The 17,594-nt window shown below is 64.5% G+C and carries 11 protein-coding genes; 6 read left to right on the top strand and 5 right to left on the bottom strand.

Annotated elements, in window-relative coordinates; translation table 11 throughout:
• Window positions 1-361: 361 nt before the first annotated feature.
• Complete coding sequence (locus ACWEN0_RS49535; RefSeq protein ID WP_451988729.1) at window positions 362-3,205, top strand: tetratricopeptide repeat protein; 2,844 nt, start codon at window positions 362-364, stop codon at window positions 3,203-3,205.
• Here ACWEN0_RS49535 and ACWEN0_RS49530 read toward each other — a convergent pair.
• A complete protein-coding gene (locus tag ACWEN0_RS49530; protein ID WP_451988728.1) occupies window positions 3,193-5,514 on the bottom strand; it encodes an ATP-binding protein in 2,322 nt (773 codons plus the stop codon). The genes ACWEN0_RS49535 and ACWEN0_RS49530 overlap by 13 nt on opposite strands.
• A gap of 146 nt (window positions 5,515-5,660) precedes the next feature.
• Here ACWEN0_RS49530 and ACWEN0_RS49525 point away from each other — a divergent pair, with 146 nt between their 5' ends.
• Window positions 5,661-6,677 (top strand): TIR domain-containing protein, encoded by a 1,017-nt coding sequence (locus tag ACWEN0_RS49525; protein WP_451988727.1) that lies wholly within the window; start codon window positions 5,661-5,663, stop codon window positions 6,675-6,677.
• A 62-nt stretch (window positions 6,678-6,739) separates the two neighbouring features.
• A complete protein-coding gene (locus ACWEN0_RS49520) occupies window positions 6,740-7,174 on the top strand; it encodes a hypothetical protein (RefSeq protein ID WP_451988726.1) in 435 nt (144 codons plus the stop codon).
• Window positions 7,175-7,500: 326 nt separating this feature from the next.
• Here ACWEN0_RS49520 and ACWEN0_RS49515 read toward each other — a convergent pair whose 3' ends face one another.
• The 4 genes from ACWEN0_RS49515 to ACWEN0_RS49500 form a co-directional block, all read right to left on the bottom strand.
• The gene (locus ACWEN0_RS49515; protein WP_451988725.1) at window positions 7,501-7,998 is read right to left on the bottom strand and encodes a WD40 repeat domain-containing protein; all 498 of its coding nucleotides are present in this window, start codon (window positions 7,996-7,998) and stop codon (window positions 7,501-7,503) included.
• A gap of 30 nt (window positions 7,999-8,028) precedes the next feature.
• Complete coding sequence (locus ACWEN0_RS49510) at window positions 8,029-9,057, bottom strand: hypothetical protein (protein WP_451988724.1); 1,029 nt, start codon at window positions 9,055-9,057, stop codon at window positions 8,029-8,031.
• Window positions 9,038-9,649 carry a hypothetical protein gene (locus tag ACWEN0_RS49505; protein WP_451988723.1) on the bottom strand — a complete coding sequence of 204 codons (612 nt, stop codon included), beginning with the start codon at window positions 9,647-9,649 and terminating at the stop codon, window positions 9,038-9,040. Before ACWEN0_RS49505 ends, ACWEN0_RS49510 begins: the two co-directional genes overlap by 20 nt.
• 591 nt (window positions 9,650-10,240) lie before the next feature.
• Entirely contained in the window at window positions 10,241-10,795 is a 555-nt protein-coding gene (locus ACWEN0_RS49500; RefSeq protein WP_451988722.1) for a hypothetical protein, read from the bottom strand.
• Window positions 10,796-11,377: 582 nt separating this feature from the next.
• Between ACWEN0_RS49500 and ACWEN0_RS49495 the strand changes: the two genes are divergently transcribed.
• The 3 genes from ACWEN0_RS49495 to ACWEN0_RS49485 all read left to right on the top strand — a co-directional run bounded on the left by ACWEN0_RS49495 (window position 11,378) and on the right by ACWEN0_RS49485 (window position 16,387).
• Window positions 11,378-11,533 (top strand): hypothetical protein, encoded by a 156-nt coding sequence (locus tag ACWEN0_RS49495; RefSeq protein WP_451988721.1) that lies wholly within the window; start codon window positions 11,378-11,380, stop codon window positions 11,531-11,533.
• Window positions 11,534-12,149: 616 nt separating this feature from the next.
• Window positions 12,150-12,431, top strand: coding sequence for a hypothetical protein (locus tag ACWEN0_RS49490; RefSeq protein WP_451988720.1), 282 nt, complete (start codon window positions 12,150-12,152; stop codon window positions 12,429-12,431).
• A gap of 320 nt (window positions 12,432-12,751) precedes the next feature.
• Window positions 12,752-16,387: a tetratricopeptide repeat protein gene (locus tag ACWEN0_RS49485; RefSeq protein WP_451988719.1), complete on the top strand. Its 3,636-nt coding sequence runs from the start codon at window positions 12,752-12,754 to the stop codon at window positions 16,385-16,387.
• Window positions 16,388-17,594 lie beyond the last annotated feature (1,207 nt).

Here is a 17,594-nt window from a genome sequence, read left to right as displayed (position 1 = left end):
CACCCGCTATGCCAAACGCGCCGCCTATTACCAGGCTGAGCTCACCATCGCCGCAATCGTGCTCTGGCTCCGATGACTTACAGGACAGCTCCTAGCCGGTCACCCAGATTAGCGTCGCCGCTCAGGTGCAGGTCGAACGACCCAGGCAGATAGCGCCCGGTCCCGGCTTCGGTGGCGGAGGAGAGGAACAAAGCCGCCAGGTGATCGGTCAGAGTTCGCTCCCTTCAGCAGTCACACTGTGGACCCGAGAATTCCCCGCAGGCGCCTACGCTACGCGACCATCATGTGCAATGAGTGGTCAATTTCTGGACATCAGCGCAGGTTTCCCTTGTCGTCCCCCGCCCCGTGGCAGGCTGTCGCGATGGATGGTGAGCGTCGTCGCTTCGACGTCTTCCTCTGTTACTCCTGGGCGGACTCCGACGCAGGGGCCGCTCTCCGGGAAGCGTTGGAAGCCGAGGACCTGAAGGTCTTCCAGGACGTGGTCACGGGCGAGGTCTACGAGCCGCTCGGCGAGTCGATCAGGCAGGCGCTGGACGATTCCCGGACCCTGGTCGCGCTGATGACACCGCACCTGTCGGGCAGCCCGCACTGCCGTGAAGAACTGCACGTCGCGCTGTCGGCTGCTGCTCATCTCGACGACGGTGACACATCGAGGGTCCTGGCCGTGGTCCAGGATCTTTCGCCCGACGACGTGCGTCCTCGTGAGCTCACCCGCTTGCGGCTTCCCCGAGCCGGTACTCCGCCGGCCGAGCTAGCCCGGGAGATCGGCAAGGCCGTCCGGCGGCACGAGGGCGTCTTCGGAGATGCACCCAAGCCGCCGCCGCTGAGCTGGTACCCACGGGAAATGGCGGGCGACCGGCGATTCCGGGGACGCTGGGACGAACTCTGGGACATCCGGCACGGACTTAGCGCGCGGTTCAGGAACGCCGACCGCGGACATCCGGTCGTCGTGGTCGACGGGCCCGGCGGCCTGGGCAAGACAGCCCTCTGCTTGCAGTACGGACGGTGGTTCCCGCACGACCACCCCGGCGGGGTGTTCCTGTTCGAGTTCGGCGGAAGCGCCGCGAACGGCGCGCTCGGAGACAGCGCTGTCCGCTCCGCTTTTCGCCGGCAGCTCCCTGCCATAGCTCGTAAGCTGAAGCTGACTGAAGTGGACCAGATAGCTCCGGCTCTCGCCGCCGGAGATTCCTATTTGTGGATCTTGGATGACCTGCCCGCCGGTCTCACCGCCGAGCTGATCACCGAGATGTGTGCGCCGACCGCGAATGGGCGAACGCTGATCAGCACGCGCGGCCGCATTGATACTCCGGCGTCGGCGACGGTCACGCTGACCCCACTAGACCCCATCATGGGGGGCCGGGCGTTGACCAGCCGCCGCTCCGCCGCGGACGAGGAGAAACCGGCCGTTCGTGACATCGTGCAGCTGCTCGGGGGCCACCCTTTGGGCTTGGCCCTGGCGTCGGCGTTGACGGCCCTCCCGGACTTCGCCGGGTACCGGCGTCTGTTCGCCGAGCTTTCCTCCAGCGAGCCGGATCGCCTGGAAGCGGTCGCCGCCGGGCTGGTGGACGAGCTGCCGGCCGGCTGTGCACGCCCGTTCGCCAACGCCCTCTTGCGTAGCTTCGGATCGTTGCCCGCGGCGACCAGGGAAGCGCTGACCGCGCTGAGCGTGCTGGGACCGACGTACATCCCATACGCGCTGGTCAACAGCCTCACGGAGGGCTCCACCGCGGCCCGCTCACTCGGTCCCGCGGCCGACGGCGGGCTTGTGATCCCCGCCGGAACCGATGGCTGTGTGATGCACGCCCTGACCGCCCGCGCGATCCGCATCCAGGTTTACCCGGCAGCTGTCCGCGACGTGCTGCGTGATGCGGCGCTGCGGGCCCTCACCGCGGCGGTGGAGCGCACCCGCGAGTCTTACAAGCACTCGGAGGTCGCTGATCACCTACCCCACGTCCGCGCGGTGACCGGCTTGCTGCCGGGCGGCGACAGCTGGGCGATCGGGCCGGACGAACGGTACCTGCTCAACGAATCCGGGCGGACCCAGATCGAAGCCGGCCACGGTGACGACGCGCTCGAATTGCTCACCGCGCTGCACGAGGCGTGCGGGACCGGCTCGGACGTCGACGCCGTGACGCGCCATGCCGTGGCTGTGTCCCTCGCCGCCGCGCACACGGACCAGGGCAACCACACGATCGCGCTGGACCTGCTGGACCAGGCGGTGGACGCTCTCGCCAGCGAACCGGATGCGGACGAGCTGGATGTGTTGACGGCACGCAACAACCTGGCGCTCGCCCATCTCGCCGTCGGCCGTCACGACCGGGCCCACGACCTGCTGCGGCAGGTTTACACAGCCCGACGTCGCCACCGCAGATGCGGACCGCAGCATCGCGAAACGTTGAAGGCACTCAACAACCTGGCGATCGCGCGTGGACACCTCGGGACGACCGCCGCCGAGCGTGGACGAGCGCGTCGGGTGGCGCACCGTTACTGGCTCGCCGCCCATGAGCGCTGGCGCCGTGTCGCCGGGCCCGACGACCAATACGCGCTCGACGTCCTCAACGGCCTTGGGCTCAGCTACCGCACCCTTGGCCTGAACGAGCAGGCTTTCGCCCTGCTCGACGAGCTGTGCCGGCGTCGTGAACGCCTTCTCGGGGCCGAGCACCCGGACACGCTGAGCGCTGCCGAGAACGCCCTCATCACCCGATGCGACCTCGGTGAGTCGCCGGTTGCCGGCTTTCAGGCGGTGCTGCTCGGCCGGCTTCGGCGGCAGAAACCCGGTCATCCCGCGATCGGGGTGACGATGGCGAACCTGATCCGCACCGCCCGCCGGCCGCTCGACCGGTCCCAACCGGCCGAACGGCTGAACCAGCCGGTGGAATTCGCACCGAGCGGCGTTCGGCTGGACGGCGATCACGTCGACGCCGAGCTCGACCTGCAGGCGCTGGCCATCGACTACCAGCAGGAGTGCGTGGACCGATTCGGTGAGGACGACGTCCGGGCGCTGATGGCGGCAGGATATCTGGCCTACTCCCTGGCCGCCGACCACTTCTACGGCCAGCTCGAGGGCGCGCACGAGATGATGGAGCACACCTGGCCGGGTCTCGCCGACGCCGCGGACACCGGCTTGCTGAGCCAGGACGAGCGGGAGATTGCCGGGATCATCCGCGACTGGCTGCGAGAGCAGGTCGGTGACTACGAAACGTGATCGTCGCCCAGTGCAGCCAGGTCGGTCCGGACTTCTTCGGCCTTCGTCGAGCCCAGCTCGGCGAACAACGTGAGAGCGGTCTGCCAGCACTGGACCGCGCGCGGCCGGTCACCCGCCTGGACCGCCACGGCCCCGCGTCCGCGGAGGGCGACGGCTTCTTCGAACCGGCTGCCACATGCGAGGCTTGCGGCGGCTCCAGCTTCGTACGCGTTGCCGGCCGCTTCGAGACGGCCGGTGAGGACCAGCAACTGCCCGAAAGTGTTCCACGTGCGGGCGAGATCCATCTGCATGCCCAGTTCCGTGCACAGCTGCACAGACTCCCGCAGGTGCTCTTCGGCGCTCGGGTACCGATTCGCCTGGATCTCGACGAGCGCGATCGATCGCAGCGTGATGGCGACGTAGCGAGCGGATCCGGCGTCTCGGTCGGCTTCGGCGCGGTAGAAGTGCAATGCTCGCTCGTTGAGCGCCAGCGCCTGGGGCACCTCGCCGCGGCGGCGGTGCACCACAGCCTGATTGGCCAGCGCGTTGCTCAGCCCGTGTGAATCCCTGGCTTCGGTGAACAGCCGTTCCGCGACCACGTACTGGGTGAGCGCTTGTTCGTCGTCATCCCGTTCGTGCCAGGCGAGGCCCAGATTGTTGCGCGTCATCGCCTCGCCGATCCGGTCACCCGAACGGATGGCCGCAGTTAGAGCGGCGTCGTGGCTCAGCATCCACTCGTGCGTTCGTTTCGTCAGGAAGAAGTAGCTCTTCAGCTGAAAGGCGAGACGCCATCGCAGGGGATCGAGGACCTCGTCGGCTTGCCGCAGCCGATCGTCGGCAGCACAGAGTGCGACGAGCGTGCGGCACTCCCGGTCCAGCCAGTTCAGTGCGTCGTCGTAGCCGCGGAAGGACACCGCGGTCGAGCTGTCGCCGGGCAGCGGGAGCTGGTAACGATGAGGCGCCACCCAGGCGTCCGCCCGCTGCGCGCTGACCAGGAAATGGTGGATGAGCCTGAGCTGCGCGCCTTCGTCCGGCGCGGCTGCGGCGAGTTCGGCAGCGTACTCGTGGATCAGATCGTGGATGCCGTAGCGGCCGGCAGGCTCTTGCCGCAGCAGATAGGCACGGCTCAGCGTCCGCAGCCGTGCCGTCGCCTGGCCGGATGGCACGCCGGTCAGGGCAGCGATCGCCGGGACGTCGAACGACTGGCCGGGGAACTGACCGAGCAGCCGGAAGGTTTCCTGTGCCTCTGGGGGAAGCTGGTGATAGGACCAGGACAGCACGGTGCGCGGATCCGAGCGAGGGTCGTCCGACGAAAGCCGGTCGAGCCGGCCCGCGCCCTCCAAATCGACGATCAGGTCGCTGATCTCGGCCGGGGTTCGCTCTCGGGCCGCTTCGGCCACGATGCGCAAGGCCAAGGGGAGGTGGCCGCAGAGCCGGGCGAGTTCTCGGTCACTGCCGGAAATCTTCGTGCCGACTATCTCGCCGAGGAACCCTGCGGCCGCATCCGGGCTCAACGGGTCCAGGGCGAGGATTCGCGCCCCATGGTGGATCGCCAGACCCTGCAGGTTCTGGCGGCTCGTCACGAGCACCGCACAGGTGGGCGATCCCGGCAGCAAGGGGCGGACCTGTTCTTCGGAGCGGGCGTTGTCCAGCACGATCAAGGCACGCCGGTCGGTGAGGATGTTCCGCAACGCGGCGGTCCGGCTCGTCACGTCGGGTAACGCAGCCGGGTCCAAGCCGAAAGCCCGTAGCCAGCCGGGCAGTACTTCGGCCGCTGCCACCGGTTGGTCCGGCCCCCAGCCGCGCATGTCCTCGTAAAGCACGCCGTCGGGAAACCGGTCCACCGCACGCTGAGCCCATTCCACGGCGAGCGCGGTCTTGCCGACGCCGGGTGGTCCGGCGATGACGGTGATCGGCACGATCCGGCCGGCGCGGTTCAGGATTGCTTCGTCGAGCGCAGAGGCCTCGTTGTCGCGTGAAACGAACGGCACAGTGCCGGGGGGCAGCAACTGCGGCGGGGTGGCCTTGGCCTTCGGTGCGGCCGGCAACGGCTCCGCCCTCTTGCGAGGTGGGCGCCCCCGCTCCGCACACGCAAGCCGGTACAGCTCGTCCCAATCACGGACACCCGTCACCGTCACCGGCAGCGGCGCGAGGATGGCGCGCATGGACGGCCAGGTCGTGCGGTCGTCCGGGATCGATCGGCCGGTCTTCGCGTCGTACCAGACGGATTTGCTGACTTCGCTGGCTTCCTCGGCTGCACGGTCACCCCCGAGATGCGCGACAGCCTTCTTCAGGCCGTTCTGGAAGAGGGTCGTGGCCGAGTAGCGCATCCGGTTCCTCCACCGCCGTCGCCTCGTCCGGTTCCGGACGAGTTCGCCGGGCCGGAACGACCGATTGCCCAGGCGAGGGCTGGCCGGAGACTGTCCGGCGCCGGACGAGGCTCGCCGGACGTCGGTCGCCGGGGCACGCTGTCCGCATGTCCAGGATCGCACGAACATCGCCGCCGCAGTGCGACCGCGAGGCCGCGCACCCGGTTGCAGTACGCCACGTCGCCGAAGATGACCTCGAGTACGATATCGCCGTTTCCTTCAGCGGTGAACAGCGCGCCTATGTCGAACTGGTGGTCAGGGCCTGCCAAGAACGCGGCATGAAGGTCTTCTACGACGCGGACGAAGCCGTCCGCCTGTGGGGAACCAACGTCATTCCTCAGCTACGGCGGATCTTTGGCGGGGTTGCGGCCCGGTACGTCGTTCCTTTCCTGTCCCGGGAATACCTGGCTGGCCCGTACCCCATGGACGAGCTTTCGGCAGCGATGCGAGCCGATGTCGAGCGCGGAGGCGGCTACCTCCTCCCGATCCTGCTCGACGATGTCGAAGTTCCTGCCGATGTGGTGGACCCGGCGGTCATCTACCTGCAAGCGGGGGGACGAACCCCTGACCAGCTCGCCGACGTGATCGTGGAAAAAGCCGGGATGAGGCGGCAGCGATGCCGAGCGCACGGTGACGGCAGCCAGGTTGTCCGCAACGCAGCCGGAGTCAGGTTGCCGCGCATCGCACCGACCGCCTTCAACGCGCAGGCGACGCTGGACGCCGCGCTGGACCGGGTCGGCCGGCTGTTCAGGCAAGCTGCCGGTGAGCTGGAGCCTTTTGGTTTTGCTTGCACGGTGCGGAGTTCCGGTGCGTCAGTCGAGATACTGGTCGAGGAGCGAGGGAAACCGGTCTGCGAACTGCACCTGCGTAGCGGCGGACGTAGCTGGCGTGGGCGGCTCGTCGTGAGTTTCGGGTGGCCACTGACGGACGGCAGCGTGGCCCACGGGTTCGTGTCCGCAGTGTGGGACACCGATGCGAGCCGACCGGTTCTCGTGCTCGACGACATCGACCGGGGCGGATCAGGAGTGGTGTCGAAGTCGTTCACGAATTGTGGTGAGCTTTTCACGACGCTGTGGGACAAGATCGTGGACTTCATCGAGCGGCGCACGGCGTGGACCGGGTAGCTCACAGGTGCTCGGCCAGCGTCGCCACCAGGCGGGGGCAGGACAGGGTAGTTCGACACGAGATGGAAGTCGAACGCGTGCACCACGCTGTGCTCGTCGACGTCCACGTCGGCGAACCGGCGGGACACACCGAAGCAGGGCACGGCCACGAGATCTCCGGGGTCCGCGATGTTGACCCACCTGGCCACCCCCGGTGGACGCGCACCGCGGTCGTGTTCCGGCGCGGGCCGGAGGCGGGGGAAGACAGCGTGGGGGAGGGCCAGGGGCGAACCGAGGGTGACCAGCAGATCAACCTTGATTTCGGGGCATGCCCACAACGCTTCGTACGCTACGACGGAGCCCAGGGAGTGCGCGATCACGATCCTCGCGTCGCCGTCCTTCAGGATTTCGACGACTCGCTTGCAAGCCGATGTCCGCGCCGTGTCGTCCGCCGGATCCAGATAGGCGGCCACCTCGCGGAAGAAAGTGGCCACGAACAGGTTCACCAGTCGCGGTGACAGCTTGCGTCGCTCAGCCACCCACGCCAGGGCTTGGCGCAGTGGCCAGGTGCCCCAGCCCTGCCGTCCTTCGACGGGGATGTCCAGGCTCTCCAGCCAGACGCGCAGCATCTGCTCGGCGTCTTCCGGCAGCTTGTCGAGGTCGTTGATGCCCTGCCGGCCGCTCGTGCGCAACAGGTCGGCGTAATAAGCGACGTCGACGGTCCCGAGGACGGGCAGACTCGCGGAGAGGTGCTTTCGCCAGATGGTGGACAACTGGGTGGACGCTTCCGCCGTCGACTCGCCGGGGCGGTGGTTGCCGACGCCGTGCACGCCGATGATCCGGGTCACTTCGGTCCCTTCCCGAGCTGGTCGAGGACCAGCACGTCTTGGCCGGTGCACACCACGAGGCCGCCGTCCGGCGCGACGTCGAGGGCCCAGACGGGCGTCGGCATGACCAGCACCTCCGCGCATTGGCCGGTGTCGAGGTCCCACACCCGGACGGTCCGGTCGAAGCTGCCGCTGATGGCTACCGACCGGCCGTCGGCTTCGGTGCAGACCACGGCCGAAATCCAGCTGCCGTGCCCGGCGAGCGGGGTGCCGATCGCGCGGCCGGTGGTGAGGTCCCAGAGCCGCAGCAGGTCGTCGTCGCCGCCGGTGACGGCGACCGGCGTTCCGTCCAGCCTCGTGCAGGCGACCGCGTAGACCCGGTCCCGGTGCTCGCGCATCGGCGGATGGATCAGCGTGCCGTGCGTCAGGTCCCAGATCCGGACCGCGTGGTCGTTGCTCCCGGTGACGGCGATCGGGCGTCCTCCGACGGCGGCCGTCGCGATCGCCCGGTCCACCGGCGGTCGAACGCCAGCCCGCGGCGGACCTCACCGGTGGCGGGATCCCAGAACCGGACGCTGCTCATTCCGCAGACGACCGCGATCGGCCGTTCGTCCAGTTCGGTGCACGTGATGGCGTTGATCCAGCCGACGGCCGCGTCTGAACTGCCGACGAGCTCGCCCGTGCGCAGGTCCCAGGCCCGCACGATGCCGTCCGATCGGCCGGTCACGGCCGTCGGTCGGTCGCCGATGCGGGTGACGGCGACCGCGGAAACGGCGCCGTCCCCCTCGACGAGGGGAACGCCGGTGAGTTCGCCGGTGGCCGGGGCAAGCTGCCAGACCTGCCCCGTGCTGCCGGAGGCGAGGATGGCGGACCCGGGATCCGGCCCGGCCGTCGCGGCGGTAGCCCAGCCGTATTCGTCGTCGAAGGGCAGGGCCGCTGCCCCACCTTGGAGACCAGCCGGCGGCCGGGAACTCCGCGGCGATCCGCCCGCTCAGCGCGCCGGCACCATGACGAGCCGCTTCGACGGCGAAGATCCGGCGGCGGGTCGCCGGGTCGCCGCTGCGAAAAGCCCAGTGGTCTAGTGCCCGGAAGTAGACCTCGGCGTTCTGCTGTGCGGCCACCGCCTTGGCGCGGTAGAGCTCAGGAGTGAGACTCGCGGGGTCGGCGTGGAGCAAGAACTCGATGTCGAAGAGCAGGTCGTCCACGCGGGCGGCCTCGATCGCGTGGTGGATCGCGTGCCGCAGGAGGTACGGCGGCACCGAGGACCACCGTCCCCACCGGCCGGCCCGGACGGCGCTCAAGAGGCGGTCGAATACCACGCCCGCGTGCGAGCCGGCGTCGTCCGGGTCGTTCTCGGCGATCACCGACATCGGGTAGCGGCGCAGGTAGTCGGCGAGGCTTTGGTGCAGGAGGCGGTAGAGCGTGGTCCCGTCCTGCTCGACGGTGGTCCGCAGGTAGAAGCGGCCGGCGTCGAGTGACGCCCGGACCCGGTCCTCGCCAGCCGTGCTGCAGAAGCCGGCCGCGAGGAAACCGACCACGTCGGCGGGCGCCCCTTCACCGAGGCTGTGAGCCACGGCCGCCAGCGTTGCGCGCAGCTCCGCGCGATCGTGCCGCGCACCCAGCTCGAGTTCCAGGACCTCGGGAAGGCTTGGCCAGCGAGTCGACCAGCTCGGGGACCCGCCGTTGCCGCGCGTGAACCGCGCCGAAGTAGGCGTTACGCGATGGGCACCCCGCCGCTTCGAGCCGGGCGCGCGCGTGTGGCACCGCGGCCGCCAGGACGGGATGGGCGGCGCAGACCAGAGCGCCGAGCAAAGCGGACTTCCCGACACCCGGGCTGCCGGTGACTGCCCGCAGGCCGTTCGCGGGATCGGCGCCGTCCATCCAGCGGGCCAGCTCCCGCAGCTGGCGGCGACGGCCGGCGAAGTGGGAGCCGACCCGGCCGAGGAAGTGCTCGGCGTCGAAGACGTCGTCGAGCTCGTCGAGGAAGCTGCGCAGCGGCGACTCGATGGCCTGCCGGGCTTGCCGTTGCGGGTCGTCGACGAACCGGGGGTTGGGGAAGAACGGCAGCTCGGGAACGCCCTGTGCCGGGTCGATCGGCGTTGCGTGCACTCGCTGGGGCAGACCGGGCATGGCCTCGACCCGCTCGGCGACGCGCCGTGCGAACACCGGGAAGGAGACGTACCGCCTGCTGGGGTCGGTGCCGAGGCCGTCCTCGGCCAGCAGAACGCTCGCTCGTACTCTCCGATCACGACAGCATCGAACGAACGGTTCGGTTGCTCCGCAGCCGCGATCAGCTGTGCCTCGGCCGGCCGTTCGCGCCAGGCAGCCGGCGTGAACATCCTTCGTCGAAGTATTCCTCCACGATTACGCCATGCTCGCGGATCGTCTCCTCGGCGACCTCTCGCCGCCATCCCAACGATGTGGTCCGGTCCTGGAACTCGATCGTGGACATCCGCCCGTAGAACGAGAACCTCAGCCGATGGCCGCCGACGGTTCGCTGGCTACACCGGGTACTGGCCCGGCGCGGGGACACGGAGCGTGTCATGGCGGCTCTGCTGGTACTACTGATCATCGTGCACCTCGCTGCTTGGGGCAGTTTGGGTCGAGGGCGGAACGCGGTCGCCTGGCACCGATGACGAGATTGGAGCTAATCTACACTCGAATGGCCGCGTTGCGGCTTGTATAACCCGTGTTGCGCTGGACCACGCTCACCGCGACATAGAGATTGGCAGAGAACGCGGTCGCGGCGCTGTCGGTTCAAGCGCCGCAGATCCCGTACTGCGAATCACCGCCGACGTTGTGCTGCCCGGCGTACTCGTCGCAGAAATACGGATTTCCAGGGCTATCGTGATCATCGGCGCTGCCGCCACCGGTGATCATGGGGTGCGGGTCGTTGCGTTTCATCCAAAACGTGCCGTTCACTTTGATGTCAGTGGATACGTAGGGCCCACTAGATGGAATGGCGTGCCCGCCGCTGTCGGTGTACCAGACCTTGGTGTATGTCCCGATGATCTGACCGGTTTGACCAGGGCGGAACTTGATGGTCGCGTTTCCGCCACACAGCTGGCTAATACTCGCGGTGGCTGACTCGCACGGCCCGGCGTTCCACATGAGCTGTCCACTACCGCTCTTGGTGATATCGAGCGTCGCGCTGTGCACCATCCAGTGGCCAACGAAGGTATTGTCGATCTGGTCTTGGTTGCGAGTGAGAAGGATTGACGGCGGTCCTTGGGTGTATAAGCCGAGCTGGTTGGCCAGATCACTGGCGATCGGGTAGAGCACCGTTTCGATCACCTCGGGAAATACTTTCACCTGGCCGATCAGGTCTGCGAGTGCGCTTTTGAGGTGAAGGGTGTCCGCCTATATGAGCGCACAAGTCAAGCTGATTTCAGATCTTACAGCTTGTAGTGGCTGGTCAGCCGGTAGGTAGCGGAGGGGCACGTGAGCGACGTAGTACGGCAGGGGAGGGCCGCCGGACTGTACGTGAGTTGGCACCGGAGCGAGGTCGACGACCGCGACCACGCAGTGACCGACGAGGAGTTCTCCCGAGGTCGGCGCGACGCACTTTGGCCAGTACGAGGGACTGTGCGGACACGTGGTGCTGCCGACGTCGATGCTCGTCGCGCCCGGCCGGCCGTGCGTCCGCTGCCGCGCGTTTCTGGCAGCTCGGACCACGCTCCCGACGGTCGCGCGGCGCCTTCGCTCACCGCGGCATCGCAGGCCTTCCCTCTGGCGTCGCCTCTTCCAACAGGTTCCGCAGGTCAACGTGCCTGAACAGGCCCAATCGCAGAGCGCCCGAACTTCTCGCGCTCGCGGGTCCCAGACTCCGGCGGGGGCGGGTAGCGCCCCGATCGCGCCCGTCCTCGCCGGACACCACGACCGGCGGAGCGAGCGATGACGACCGGGCTGATCATCGCGCGCCCGCTACCCGGCACGGTGGGCGAGACTCGACGCGTGGTCCACCTGTTCCCGCTGCCGGCCGACGCCGCCATGCCGGAGCGGCCGTCACGTCAGATGAGCGGCATGGCAAATAGGCGGGACGGCATGTGACGACCGACCTTCGCCCTGTACGTCCGCAGTGGGCCTCTGCCAGATGTTCATCGAGTCTGCGCAGTTCGCCGTGACGAGGAGTGCTCCAGGCTGCGTCGGCTTGCGTTGACATCGGGACTTCGGATCGATCAGTTGACCAGGCGCCACGTGCCGCTGCTGCGGCTTGGACCCGGGAGGCAAACGAATGAGCAACGAACCTGTGAGCGATCGTTGGACAGTTGGCAACGCCAACGACGACTCAGCCAGCACCCGAGGCTGGTTGGTGGGGGCACTTCATCCACCCATCGCAAGGCTTCCGCGCCACCGAGGACGTTGAGGTGAACTGGGCCCAGCATCCCGCGGGTGACAAGCGCTCGGAGTGGACAACCAACGAGCAGCGCACCACTCTTGTGATCCTAATCTCAGGCGAGTTTCGCGTGGATCTTGCAAGTCGTAGCGCGAGCTTGGCCAAGCAGGGGCGACTATGTAATGTGGGGCCCGGCGATCGAACATGCTTGGGAAGCGCTAGACGCGTCTGTCGTCATGACTTGTAGATGGCCGTCGATTCCGCGGCTTAGCAGTACTGGCGCCTCGTCGAACGACCGCTCCGTAAGGGCAACAGCCAAGATAACTCTCCGTGAGAAGAGCCCTTGACCGGTCGGCCAGTCAAGTCGGGCTGGAACCGGCGGATCTCCCGGCAGTTGTCGCGACGCAGGTCGAGGCCGTAGACGAGCACGCCGTCCGGGTGTTCCAGGATGGTCAGGTGCTCGACGCCGGCGTCGACGCCGACGGCTTGCTGCTCGGCGACGCGCAGGCGTGCGGTCTCTTGGGGAGGGTTCGGCATGCCCGCGTCGCCGTCAGCAATGGCGTCGTCTGCATTGTGGCCGGCCCGGTGCTGGTCGGCAGCGTGCTCAGCTAGGGACGGCTTCGATGGCATTGCCGCCGGGCTCATCGCACGGAATACGTCGAACACCGTGACGACGCCTGTGCTCAGCTACCGCAGCTTGGTGGCAGCGAGCCTGGTGCCAGTAACACTCGGAGGTCGGGAGTCCCTCGCGTCCGGCTCGCCGCTTTCCTCCGAGGCCCGCGACGCGATCGGCCGGGTCCTACCCGGCACAGCGCTCCATCGCGCGCGAGTTCGGCGTCAGCGTGTTCTGTACTATGTGATCACTGCCCTAACGGGAATGCAACACTCGGACGGAATCTCGATGTGCTAGCGACATAGAGGATGGAGTGGCGATGAGCAAGTCCTCGGTCGGCGGCGCGCGGGCGGTTAGCGGTGTCGGGCACGAAATTCGTATCCTAGCTTGGCTAGCTGTGTATATGCTTTGCGGTCGCCGCCTCCCGGGATGGGCAGGCGGGCGCATCCTAGACGCCGTCGGTGGACAAACCGAATTGGCTGTGGATGATGTAGGTGCTATCTTCAGTGATGGTGGCTTCCTTCTAATTCAGGCCAAGAAGGGCCTCAAACTTGAGTCGGGGCTCCAGTCTGCCCTTGGCGAATCCCTCATCCAATTGATCCTTCTTAAACAAGAAGGAATTCCTATCCCCTCTTCGTTCAGTGGTGACACTCGGCCAATTGATCGAGTCAGGGACCTCGTTCTTATTGCGTCTGACAGTAGTGCGTCAGCGAGCATTCGCAAAGATGCCAGGCGAGTGACCGAACGCCTGCGGAATCTTCCTGACAGAATTCCATTAGTGCACTCGGCTGCGGGGGACAAGCGTTGCGAGCGCGCTTTAGAAGTGCTCGTTGGTCATCTGCGTCGCATTCATGCGAGCTACAATGGGGTTGAGCCGGATGACCAAGATATTCGCGAAATGTTAAGCATCCTTGCTGTTCGTACTATTGAACTCAGCGACGGTGAGGCTCATTACGAATCTGCAATTACTATTTTACGGTCCGTACTCAACGACCCGCGCGAGGCGCAAACCGCTTGGGCCTGGTTGTTGTCGCGCATGCAAGGACTAGCCGAAACGCGAGCGTGGATCAGTCGTGATAGACTTTGTAGTGAGTTCTCCTTTCAATTTAATGCGAAACTATCCTCGTTTGAGCGTCTCGACGAGAAGGGTGAAGAAATTGCAAGTACGCAACCCTTCAAGTCGGATCGGGGGTCCACTAACAATGATACTGATTACGTCTCAGTTGTCATTAGTCCAATTCCTGGCGTGAGAACTGCGCCCGGGGATTTTGTGGGGCGGATCGCTGAGCGTGACAAGTTGCTCAATGCGCTAAATCCTGCTACCAAAACGCCCTCCGGAAGCGCCTTTCCTATTGTGTCGATTGTTACCGGCATGGGCGGGGTAGGGAAAAGTGCTTTGATCAACCACGTGGGGTCTCACGCCGTCCGGAATGGATGGTTCTCCGGCGGGGCCTTTCTTGTCAGTTTCAGCGAAGAAGGTGAGGATTCTGCAAGAAATTGGAGCCCGGTCCTTGAGCCTATCCTAAGATCATTAGGAATACCCGGCGATCAGATTCCTCAATCTCGCACTAGTCAAATTTCTACACTGCATAACCTTCTGCATAACGTCGCATTGCGAGGCGATCGACTTCTCCTTGTATTTGACGGAGTTTCGGAGTCAAGTCAAATTCTTGAATTGATTCCGAAAGATGAACAACACCGTGTACTTATAGCGACTAGAAACACTCTGAGTATTGGTCCTGCGACGACGGTTTCACTGAAAAACCTTGATCCGGACGATGCTATCAAACTGTTGGATAACGTCTTGGTTGGGCGTGATCCGACTGACAACCGAATCCGGAGTAACAGATTAAAATCTGCGCAACTTGCGCGGATGTGCGACCACCTCCCACTTGCGCTTCTGATTTCAGCATCATTGCTGGCTGACGATACGTCGCTCACGGTTGACGCCCTAAATCAAGATCTTGCAGAAGAATTAAATGAAGTGGGCGTTGATGCACTCACTTACGGGAATCAAGCGGTTGCTAGATCATTCGAAATTTCTTGGCGTCATCTTATGGATAGGCATCCAGGATCTGCCGATTTGTTGCAGCGCATAGCCTGTGTTCCTGGTGTTGACATTAGCGCAGAAGCAGTAGCGGCGATCTCATGCAACACCACGGCACGAATACGGCCAATGCTGCGCATCCTGCAACAAGCACACTTTCTTGAGAGTAGTGATCGACGCTGGCGGATGCATGACCTAGTGCGAAAGTATGTTAGTCACCAAGTAGCCTTGAGTTATGACCCGGCCGACGTGGTTGAACTACTGCAGAATTATTATCTAGAGTCCGCAAGTAAGTGTGACCGCAGCTTGCATCTTGCAAGCGCAGGGTCAATAGACGGTGAGGCGCATGTCCAAGCTTTGGAATGGTTTGATGCTGAACGCGTAAACTTGGTTGCGATGGTGCAATGGGTTGCCTCTGCAGGCAATTATATGTCCGCTGCGATGCTTTCCTTCGCGCTAGTCAGATACTTCTCGTTGAGACGCTACCTCGCGGACTGGTTGGAGACGGCAGAGTGCGCAGTCAGCGCATCTAAGGAGAATCCTCCGGTCTACGCCAAGGCGTTGGAGAACCTCGGACGAGTATTGCAGGAGTTGAGAAATTTTGACCGTGCCGCCTTGGTTCATCGCGAGGCCGTTCATATCTGGACATTGATGGGTGAACGGTTGGAGGCGGCAGGCAGTCTAAATAGTTTAGGCCTTGCGTATCGTCAATTGGAGAGATTTTCGGAAGCTGCAGATTCGCATCGGAAAGCTAGCGCGATCGGTGAAGAGTTAGAAAATCAAGACCTGCAGGCAAATGCTCTGAACAACCTCGGACTGGACTTGCGCTACCTGGGAGAATTAGACCAGGCAATTAATGCACACAAAGATGCGCTCAAGTTACACAATCGTATTGGTGATAAAAGTGGCGCCGCAATGGCTTGGAATAATATCGGTCTTGTGTATCAATGTAAAGGTTTGACAAAAGAAGCAATATTGGCCCATGAGTCTGCGGCGAGAATATTTGAAGAACACGCTGACATATTTGGCAAGGGTACGGCTCTTCTAAATCTCGGGCAAGCCTTATGTGACACTGATCGATTAGGTGAGGCGGTCAAACGTAGTCAGGAAGCTGTTGAAGTCTTTGACGCACTGGGTGCTGATTACCATAAGGCAGCCGCTTTGTCTGTGCGGGCGACTGCACTGTATGGCCTTGGGGACGATCAAAAGGCAATTGAGGATCATCGGGCGGCGCATGCAATATTTGACCAGACCGAAAGTCGTGCTGAAGCGGCAAAATCTTTAACCCAATTAGCTAAAAGTTTAGGTCGTTCGGGAAGGCTCCTAGATGCAGTCGAGGCGCTATTCGAGGCGTCAGTAATTTATGGGCGCATTGATCGGATGGCTGAACAAGCCGCCACTCTCGACGAAGCGGGCGCAATTCATTCATATCAGGGAGATTTTGCCCATGCTATCGAGGTGTATAGGAAAGCGTTGAGAATATGTCGGGCTGCCAATCTGGCGGAGGCTGAATCTGAAGTGCTCATGCATCTGGCGCACGCGTATCTCGGGATCGGCAATCGAAAGAGAGCTATCATGAGTATGCGGATGGCAGCTGGAGTCGCGGCAAACGTTGGCGACAGGATGCTCGAGGGTTCCGCGCTTAACGACTTGGCCGCGTTCCTGCATGATGTAGGGCAGCATGATGATGCGTGGCGCACATGCTTAGATGCTCTAGCCGCATTTCGCGAGGTTGGTGAACCTTCCTATGAAGCATTCGCGTTAATGAATCAAGGTGAAATAGCGGAGACTCGCGGTGATCGTCAAAAGGCGATTGGTTGTTGGAAATCGGCGCTGGCAATATTTGAGAGATTGAAATATCTGGAGGGTGTTGACGAAGTTCGTCGGCTCTTGGGAGATGATCTTTAGGGCAGTCCGTAGGGGTCGGCGTACGGCGGCTGGTCATGCAGTCGCTCGGCGTGCGCTGCCCGTTCGGCTGTAGTTGGCGCCGTCGATCATGTTCGACCCGGTTGCGGTTAGAGCGAAGTGTTTGGCCTCGTCGCGTCAGACCGACGGATGCTGTCGTCGATGGCAATGTGTTGCCGCTTGTGCGTGAGTTGTTGAGAATAGCCATCACAGGTTGAGTTGACGGATACGCGCGCCGGTTAGGCGTCGCTAGGCCTGTCGCATCGAGTTTAGCCAACTGTCGTCCAGATAACGTGCGGCCCCTGGTGGACGTACACCTCGATTAGGACCTGAAAGCGGTGCCCTCCGGCCTGCTGACCTGGTGTGGGCGGGCAGAGTCGGCAACCCGTCCCTGGCTGTTCGTGATCGCGCCAGTCCAGAAGGACGTCGTGGTTTGGAATGGCGCGATCAGAGTGTCGGTGGATCCGACGGGCGTGGTGTCGTCGGCCGCGTTAGCTCGCCCGCTGGCCGCCCCGGATCGGCGCGATGGACAACAGCACGCGTGAAGCGCGGTCGGCCGCGGTGGTGTTCGGCTCGCGCTCTCCGGTCGTGTGCCCGCCTGCACCACCGGCCTCGCCCATGAGCACATGCTCAGTCTGCTTCGGGAGGACCTGGCTGGACCGCTCGTCGAACCGGACGAGGAGCCGGAATGTTCTGGGTTCGGGCACCGCTGGGCCGGTTGTCGTGCCGGCCCAACACGGCGACTGCGTCCGGCGGGCGGCCCGGCGGCCGAGGCTGTGGACGCGACGCACCCCGGATTGCCGGGGAGCGGGATGAGTTCGCCATGGCCCTGCGCCTGACCGCCGACTGGCGGCCGGCCACCGGATGCCTGTTCGCCGATGCGGTCGGCGCGCTGGAGGGCCCGACGGCCGCCGCGGTCGACCTGCTGAACCATGCGTAGGAACCTCCCGCCGGCGATGCGGCGACGCGGGCGGAGTTTCTGGAACAGTCGTTGCTGGGCCAGACGTCCTGCTGCTCGCGCGCCGGAGCGGACCGCCGCGCGAATCGACCTCGACATGACCGACGCGATGCCCTAGACCTGGTCACCGATAGTCCGAGGTGGCAGATCCGGACTTCCTAGGAGCTGTCCTGTAAGTCATCGGAGCCAGAGCACGATTGCGGCGATGGTGAGCTCAGCCTGGTAATAGGCGGCGCGTTTGGCATAGCGGGT

The sequence above is a fragment of the Amycolatopsis sp. NPDC004378 genome (genome assembly GCF_053602455.1).
The sequence above is the reverse complement of the archived record's forward strand: the minus strand, read 5'-3'. Positions and strand labels throughout refer to the sequence as shown.

What these genes read in the sequence shown, in the direction of transcription:
- ACWEN0_RS49535 (WP_451988729.1), top strand. Translation starts at nt 362, where the DNA reads ATGGATGGTGAGCGTCGTCGCTTCGACGTCTTCCTCTGTTACTCCTGG.
- ACWEN0_RS49530 (WP_451988728.1), bottom strand. Translation starts at nt 5,514, where the DNA reads ATGCGCTACTCGGCCACGACCCTCTTCCAGAACGGCCTGAAGAAGGCT.
- ACWEN0_RS49525 (WP_451988727.1), top strand. Translation starts at nt 5,661, where the DNA reads ATGTCCAGGATCGCACGAACATCGCCGCCGCAGTGCGACCGCGAGGCC.
- ACWEN0_RS49520 (WP_451988726.1), top strand. Translation starts at nt 6,740, where the DNA reads ATGGAAGTCGAACGCGTGCACCACGCTGTGCTCGTCGACGTCCACGTC.
- ACWEN0_RS49495 (WP_451988721.1), top strand. Translation starts at nt 11,378, where the DNA reads ATGACGACCGGGCTGATCATCGCGCGCCCGCTACCCGGCACGGTGGGC.
- ACWEN0_RS49485 (WP_451988719.1), top strand. Translation starts at nt 12,752, where the DNA reads ATGAGCAAGTCCTCGGTCGGCGGCGCGCGGGCGGTTAGCGGTGTCGGG.